The following is an 8,065-nucleotide window of genomic DNA, read 5'->3' as shown; positions in this document are numbered from 1 at the left end:
CGCCAGGGCCACATGGTAAGACAGCATCTGCACCGGGATGGTGTGCACGATGGGCGACAATACGCCGGAATGGCGCGGGGTGCGGATCACATGCACGCCCGGGCTGTCTTCGAAATGGCTGTCCAGATCGGCAAATACGAACAGCTCGCCGCCACGGGCCGAGACTTCCTGCATGTTCGACTTGACCTTCTCGAGCAGGCTGTCGTTAGGTGCAATCACCACCACCGGCATGTTTTCATCCACCAGCGCCAGCGGGCCATGCTTGAGTTCGCCAGCCGGATAGGCTTCGGCGTGGATATAGGTGATTTCTTTCAGCTTAAGCGCGCCTTCCAGTGCGATCGGGTAGTGCAGACCGCGCCCGAGGAACAGGGCATCATTCTTGGCGGCAAAACGCTCGGCCCAGGCCTTGATCTGTGGCTCGAGGTTAAGCGCATGTTGTACCGAGCCCGGCAGATGGCGCAGCTCGTCGATCAGGCGCGCTTCGTCCGCGTCGCCCAGCTTGCCGCGCAGCTTGGCCAGGGTCGCGGCGAGGGTGAACAGCGCCACCAGCTGGGTGGTGAATGCCTTGGTCGAAGCCACACCGATTTCGGCGCCGGCGCGGGTGTAGAACACCAGATCGGAGGCGCGCGGAATGGCGCTCTCACGCACATTGCAGATGGACAGAGCCCACTTGTGGCCCAGTTCGCGCGCGTATTTCAGCGCTTCCATGGTGTCCAGCGTCTCGCCCGACTGAGAAATGGTGACCACCAGATGCTCGGGGTCGGCCCAGGCCGCACGGTAGCGGTATTCACTGGCGATCTCGACATCGCACTGGATGCCGGCCATGGCTTCTATCCAGTATTTGGCGGTCAGGCCGGCGTAATAGCTGGTGCCGCAGGCAAGAATCTTCACTCCGCGCACACGGCTCAATACGTCGGCGGCCTGCGCGCCAAACAGCTCGGGCACAAAGCCGCTATCCAGCAGGTTTTCCAGCGTATCGGCAATCGCCTTGGGCTGCTCGTGGATTTCTTTCTGCATGAAGTGGCTATACGGGCCCAGCTCCAGCGAGGCCAGCGAGACATCGGACACATGGATGGCGCGCAGGGCCGGCTGATCATCCTTGTCGGTCAGCATCACGCTGTCACGGGTCAGCAGGCCGATATCGCCCTCTTCCAGGAAGATCACCCGGCGTGTGGCCGACAAAATGGCGGATACATCGGAGGCGATGAAGTTTTCACCCTCGCCCAGGCCGACCAAGAGCGGGCAGCCCATGCGCGCACACACCCGTTCGTCCGGACGGTCCAGCGCAATCACGCCGATGGCGTAGGCGCCGGTCAGCTCGCGCACCGCATGTTTGACCGCAGCAAACAGGTTGCGCTCCTGCTGGTAGTAGTGATGTACCAGATGGGCAATCACTTCGGTATCGGTCTGCGAGCTGAAGGTGTAGCCGGCGTCTCTCAGCTCGGCGCGTTTGGCTTCATGGTTCTCGATAATGCCGTTATGCACGACGGCGATCAGCTCGCCGGAGACATGCGGGTGGGCATTGGGCTCGGTGACGCCGCCATGGGTCGCCCAGCGGGTGTGGCCGATGCCGACCTGGCCGGTCAGATCTTCGGCCATGGCTGCGTTTTCCATCTCGGCCACCCGGCCGACACGGCGCACACGGCGGATCTTGTCGCCGGCCAATACGGCAATGCCGGCCGAGTCATAACCACGATACTCGAGACGTTTCAGGCCCTCGACCAAAACCGGAACTACATTACGCGAGGCAATAGCGCCAACAATTCCACACATATTTATCTCCTTGAAGAATCCGCAGGCCATGGCGCGCAGATCAGCGTCACCCCTTTGGCCTGAATCATGTCCCTTGCCGCCGGCGACAACGCGTCGTCGGTCACCAGCGTCCGGATGCGTGCCCACGGCAGCTCCAGATTGGGAATACGCCGGCCTATCTTGTCCGACTCGACCATCACCACCACTTCGCGCGCGACCTCGGCCATCACCCGCGACAAGCCCACCAGTTCATTGAAGGTGGTGGTGCCGCGTTCCAGATCGATGCCGTCAGCGCCGATAAACAATTGGTCAAAATCGTAAGAGCGCAGCACCTGCTCGGCCACCTGCCCCTGGAAGGACTCCGAATGCGGGTCCCAGGTGCCGCCGGTCATCAATAGCGTCGGCTCGTTCTCCAGCTCGCAGAGCGCACCGGCCACATTCAGCGAATTGGTCATCACCACTAAGCCGCGCTTATTGCCAAGCAAGGGAATCATGGCGCTGGTGGTAGTGCCGCTATCGATGATGATGCGATTATGGTCGCGTATGCACCCGGCCGCAGCGCTGGCGATGGCCAGCTTTCGCGCCGAAACTTTTAGCGGCTCGATGCCGACCATTTCCGCCGGCAAGGATACCGCTCCACCATAGCGACGCAATAACAGCCCACCCGTCTCCAGCAAAGCCAGATCCTTGCGTATGGTGACTTCCGAGGTGGAGAAACACTGCGTCAGCTCGTCCACGCTGATTTCACCACGTTCCTGCACCAGTGCCACAATAGCGTGCCGCCGTTGCTGGGTGTTTCGTTTGGTCATGGCTAAATTTCGTTTCGAAAGTTTTGCGACTATAGCAGCAGCATGCCGGGCAGGGCAAGAAAGGCGCACAGCAAGCAGGTGAGATGCAAAAAGAAAACGCCTTGCCGCAGGGCAAGGCGTGAGCAGAAGCCGGAACAACTATCTATCAGGATTTTTTCTGCGGCCGGCTCCAGCCAGGAATGCTGGTCTGGCGAGCGCGCGCCACCGTCAACTGGCCGGCTGGTGCAGTTTTGCTGATCACCGAACCAGCCGCAATGGTCGCGCCCGCTTCCAGCGTCACCGGCGCTACCAGCATGGAACCGGAGCCGACAAAGACATTGTCGCCGATGACGGTGCGGAACTTGTTCACCCCGTCGTAGTTGCAGGTGACGGTGCCGGCGCCGACATTGACCTGACTGCCGATATCCGTATCACCGATATAGCTGAGGTGATTGACCTTGGAGCCTTCGCCCACCACGCTTTTCTTGATTTCGACAAAGTTGCCGACATGGACATGCGCCGCCAGTTCGGCACCCGGGCGCAGGCGCGCATAAGGGCCGATACGACAAGCTTCGCCCACGACTGCATCTTCCAGATGAGAATACGGTGCGATTTTGCTACCGGCGGCGACCTTGACGTTTTTCAACACGCAATAGGCACCGATCTCGACACCCTCGCCCAGCTCGACCTGTCCTTCGAACACGCAGCCGACGTCGATCAGCACGTCCTGACCATGGCTTAGCGTGCCGCGAATATCGATACGCGCAGGGTCGGCCAAGCCGACCCCGTTCACCAGCAATTCATGCGCCTGATTCAGCTGCAAGATGCGCTCAAGCTCGGCCAGCTGCACCTTGTTATTGACGCCGGCGGCCTGCCAGCTGTCGGCAACCTTCATGCCGTGCACGCGCACGCCATCGCGCACCGCCAGTGCAATCACATCAGTCAGGTAATACTCGCCCTGGGCATTGCCGTTTTTCAGTTCTTCCAGCCAGCGCGCCAGATGCTTGTTCGGCAGCACCAGCATGCCGGTATTGATCTCGGTAATCGCACGCTGCTCGGCGCTGCAATCCTTGTCTTCGACAATGGCGGCAATCGCGCCGTCGCTCCCGCGCACGATGCGGCCATAGCCGGAAGGGTTAGCCAGGGTATCGGTCAAGAGCGCGACTTCGTCACCGGCCAAAGCCACCAGCTCGCTCAGGGTATCGGCACGGGTCAGCGGCACATCGCCATACAGCACTAAGGTGTGCCCCTCGGCCGGCAGTTCGGACAGCGCCATTTTCAGCGCATGGCCGGTGCCCAGCTGTTCGGCCTGCAAAGCCCAGCCCAGATCGGCATCACGCAGCGTCTCGCGCACCTGTTCGCCACCATGGCCGTACACAATGACCAGCTTGGCGGGCTTGAGGGTGCGGGCGGTCGTGACCACGCGCGACAGCATGGGTGCACCACCGATCTTGTGCAGCACTTTGGGAAGACGGGAATACATGCGCTTGCCCTTGCCGGCAGCGAGAATGGCGACGCTCAAAAGGTTCATATGAATTTTGTATTCGGCAGATAAAGAAAAAGGCTGCCACTTATCGTGGCAGCCTTCGAATATACACCAAAATCGGCACATCCTTAGCGGACGCGCTTCCTCAGGTAGTCGAGCGTCTTGAGTTCGGCGATGGCCACTGCCAGCGCGGCTTGCGCCTTGGCTGTGTCCATATCGTCGCCGGACTTGCGGATAGCCTCTTCGGCTACACGCTTCGCTTCGTTTGCACGCGCTTCGTCCAGGTCCTCGCCGCGGATCGCGGTGTCAGTCAGTACGGTCACCAGTGTAGGCTGCACTTCCATCATGCCACCCGACACGGCCACCAGCACTTCTTCCTTGCTACCCGGTACCGTCAGACGCAATACGCCCGGCTTGATACGGGTCAAGAGCGGAACGTGACGCGGATAGACACCGATTTCGCCTTCGGCAGCCGGAGCCACCAGAAACTCGGCTTCACCCGAATAAATCAGCTGTTCGGTGCTGACCACTTCCACCTGCATCGTAGCCATGAGCCGTCTCCTCTATTAAAGGGTCTTGGCTTTTTCTGCGGCTTCTTCGATCCCGCCTACCATATAGAACGCTTGTTCCGGCAGGTGGTCGTATTCGCCCGACAGAATGGCCTTGAAACCCTTGATCGTTTCCTTGAGCGGTACGTACTTGCCCGGCGAGCCGGTAAATACTTCAGCTACATGGAACGGCTGCGACAGGAAACGCTGGATCTTACGCGCACGGTACACGACGAGCTTGTCTTCTTCCGACAGTTCGTCCATACCCAGAATCGCGATAATGTCACGCAGTTCCTTGTACTTCTGCAGCGTGGTCTGTACGCCGCGCGCTACGGTGTAGTGCTCGTCGCCCACAACCATTGGGTCCAGCTGACGCGAAGTCGAGTCCAGCGGGTCAACGGCAGGGTAGATACCCAGCGAAGCGATGTCACGCGACAACACCACGGTTGCATCCAGGTGGGCAAAGGTGGTCGCTGGCGACGGGTCGGTCAAGTCATCCGCAGGCACGTAAACGGCCTGAATCGACGTGATCGAACCGGAGCGGGTGGAGGTAATGCGCTCCTGCAGACGGCCCATCTCTTCAGCCAGTGTAGGCTGGTAGCCCACAGCGGAAGGCATACGACCCAGCAGTGCCGAAACTTCGGTACCGGCCAGGGTGTAGCGGTAGATGTTGTCCACGAAGAACAGTACGTCACGGCCCTTGCCGCTTTCGTCCTTCTCGTCACGGAAATGCTCGGCCATGGTCAGACCGGTCAGCGCAACGCGCAGACGGTTGCCCGGTGGTTCGTTCATCTGGCCGTAGACCATTGCCACTTTATCAAGAACGTTGGAGTCCTTCATTTCGTGGTAGAAGTCGTTACCTTCACGGGTACGCTCACCCACGCCTGCGAACACGGACAGACCCGAGTGCGCCTTGGCGATGTTGTTGATGAGCTCCATCATGTTCACGGTTTTGCCCACACCGGCGCCGCCGAACAGACCCACCTTACCGCCCTTGGCAAACGGGCACAGCAGGTCAATCACCTTGATACCGGTTTCCAACAGTTCGGTAGCAGGCGACAGTTCGTCGAACTTCGGTGCGCTCTGGTGAATGGCGCGACGCGCGTCGGTGGCAACTGCACCGGCTTCGTCCACCGGGTTACCCAGCACGTCCATGATGCGACCCAGCGTAGCCTTGCCCACCGGCACCGAAATCGGCGCCCCGGTGTTGGCAACAGCCATGCCGCGCTTCAGACCGTCCGAGCTGCCCATGGCGATGGTACGGACCACGCCGTCACCCAGCTGCTGCTGGACTTCGAGCGTCAGCTCGGCATCCACCAGCGTCAGGGCATCATAAACCTTTGGCATGGCGTCACGTGGAAACTCCACGTCGATCACCGCACCAATGATTTGTACGATTTTGCCTTGGCTCATTATCGGTTCCTAAACTCAATAAACTTTTACAGGCGCTGTGCGCTTAAACTGCGGCGGCACCGGCTACGATTTCGGACAGTTCCGTGGTAATCGCCGTCTGGCGCGACTTGTTGTACACAAGTTGCAGCTGCTTGATAGCGTTACCGGCGTTATCAGTGGCCGACTTCATGGCAACCATACGGGCTGCCTGCTCGGAAGCAGAAGATTCGGCTGCAGCCTGATACACCACCGACTCGATATAGCGACGCACCAGGAACTCCATGACGTCGTGCGCATTCGGCTCGTACAGGTAATCCCACGAGTGCGAATGCTCAACCACCATCAAGTGCGGTGTCAGCGGCAGCAACTGCTCCAACACCGGCTCCTGTTTCATCGTATTCACGAAGCCCGGATACACGATATAAATCGCATCCAGCTCACCGGCGGCGTATTTCTTGAACAACACCGTCAGCGGGCCGATCAGTTTTTCCATCTTGGGCACATCGCCCAGCTGGACCGCGCTCGACACAACATTCATGCGTGTACGCTGGCAGGCCGCGAGGCCTTTCTGACCCAGGGCGCAAACGTCGACTTCGACGTTTGCATCGGTCAGCTCCTTCACCTTGCCGTAAAAGGCCTTGAGTGTGTTGACGTTCAAGCCGCCACACAGACCTTTGTCCGAGGTGATCAGGATAATGCCGGCACGCTTGATTTCGTCGCGACGGGCAAGCAGCGGGTGCTCCAGGTCAGCATTGGCCTGGGCAAGGTGCGCCATCACTGCGCGCACCTTTTCGGCGTAGGGACGCGCAGCACGCATGCGTTCCTGCGATTTGCGCATCTTGGAGGTCGACACCATCTGCATTGCGCGGGTGATCTTCTGCGTGTTTTTCACGCTGCGGATCTTGGTGAGAATCTCTTTGCCGACTGCCATAACTAGACCTTTCTTTGAACAGCGTTAGCGAAAGGCTCAGTTAAAGCTGTAGCCGGCCTTGAACGATTCCATCGCCTTAGCCAGAATTTGCTCGTTATCGGCAGACAGGTCACCCTTGTCGTCGACGGTCTTCAGCAGATCGGCGTGGTTGGCGCGAACGTAAGCGAGGAAGCTCGCTTCGAATGCCAATGCCTTCTTGACTGGAACGTCTTCGTAGTAACCCTTGTTCACCGCCCATAGCGTCAGCGCCATTTCGGCGGTCGACAGAGTGGAGAACTGCTTCTGCTTCATCAGCTCGGTCACGATCTCGCCATGCGACAACTGCTTGCGGGTCGCTTCGTCCAGATCGGAAGCAAACTGCGCAAACGCAGCCAGTTCACGATACTGAGCCAGCGCCAGACGAATACCGCCACCCAGCTTCTTGATCACCTTGGTCTGCGCTGCACCACCCACACGCGATACCGAAATACCAGCGTTAATAGCTGGACGGATACCGGAGTTGAACAGGTCGCTTTCCAGGAAGATCTGGCCGTCGGTGATCGAAATCACGTTGGTCGGAACGAAGGCGGACACGTCGCCAGCCTGGGTTTCGATAATCGGCAAAGCAGTCAGCGAACCGGTCTTGCCAGTTACGGCGCCTGCGGTCAGCTTGGTCACTTCGTCTTCGTTGATGCGCGATGCGCGCTCCAGCAGACGGGAGTGGAGGTAGAACACGTCACCAGGATAGGCTTCACGGCCCGGCGGACGACGCAGCAGCAGGGAAATCTGACGGTAAGCCACGGCCTGCTTGGACAGGTCGTCGTATACGATCAGCGCATCTTCGCCGCGGTCGCGGAAGTACTCACCCATGGCGCAACCGGAGTACGGTGCGATGTATTGCAGGGCAGCAGCTTCGGAAGCGGTCGCTGCGACGATGATGGTGTGACCCATCGCGCCGTGCTCTTCCAGCTTGCGTACCACGTTGGCGATCGACGAGGCTTTCTGGCCGATAGCAACATAGATACAGATAACGCCGGTGTCTTTCTGGTTGACGATCGCATCCAGCGCCACAGCGGTCTTACCGGTCTGGCGGTCACCAATGATCAGCTCGCGCTGGCCACGGCCGATAGGCACCATCGAGTCAATCGACTTCAGGCCGGTCTGCATAGGCTGCGACACCGACTGACGG

General features: G+C 59.6%; 7 protein-coding genes. All 7 read right to left on the bottom strand.

The features are described 5' to 3' along the window. On the bottom strand, positions 1-1,773 hold a 1,773-nt coding region (gene glmS / locus EGI20_RS15360; protein WP_498632485.1), incomplete at its 3' end, for a glutamine--fructose-6-phosphate transaminase (isomerizing). Between the two features lie 2 nt (positions 1,774-1,775). Then, complete coding sequence (locus EGI20_RS15355; protein WP_124735921.1) at positions 1,776-2,561, bottom strand: DeoR/GlpR family DNA-binding transcription regulator; 786 nt, start codon at positions 2,559-2,561, stop codon at positions 1,776-1,778. Positions 2,562-2,706: 145 nt separating this feature from the next. Beyond that, complete coding sequence (gene glmU / locus EGI20_RS15350) at positions 2,707-4,071, bottom strand: bifunctional UDP-N-acetylglucosamine diphosphorylase/glucosamine-1-phosphate N-acetyltransferase GlmU (RefSeq protein ID WP_498632483.1); 1,365 nt, start codon at positions 4,069-4,071, stop codon at positions 2,707-2,709. 83 nt (positions 4,072-4,154) lie between these two features. Further along, positions 4,155-4,577 (bottom strand): F0F1 ATP synthase subunit epsilon, encoded by a 423-nt coding sequence (locus EGI20_RS15345; RefSeq protein ID WP_124735919.1) that lies wholly within the window; start codon positions 4,575-4,577, stop codon positions 4,155-4,157. Positions 4,578-4,592: 15 nt separating this feature from the next. Then, positions 4,593-5,987 carry a F0F1 ATP synthase subunit beta gene (atpD, locus tag EGI20_RS15340; protein ID WP_498632481.1) on the bottom strand — a complete coding sequence of 465 codons (1,395 nt, stop codon included), beginning with the start codon at positions 5,985-5,987 and terminating at the stop codon, positions 4,593-4,595. Between the two features lie 43 nt (positions 5,988-6,030). Next, positions 6,031-6,897 carry a F0F1 ATP synthase subunit gamma gene (atpG, locus tag EGI20_RS15335; RefSeq protein WP_498632480.1) on the bottom strand — a complete coding sequence of 289 codons (867 nt, stop codon included), beginning with the start codon at positions 6,895-6,897 and terminating at the stop codon, positions 6,031-6,033. Positions 6,898-6,933: 36 nt separating this feature from the next. Next, positions 6,934-8,065 (bottom strand): F0F1 ATP synthase subunit alpha (gene atpA, locus EGI20_RS15330; RefSeq protein ID WP_498632479.1); only part of this gene is annotated, 1,132 nt, incomplete at its 5' end.

The sequence above is a fragment of the Aquitalea sp. S1-19 genome, assembly GCF_024343515.1.
This window is presented reverse-complemented; position numbering and strand designations above follow the sequence as displayed.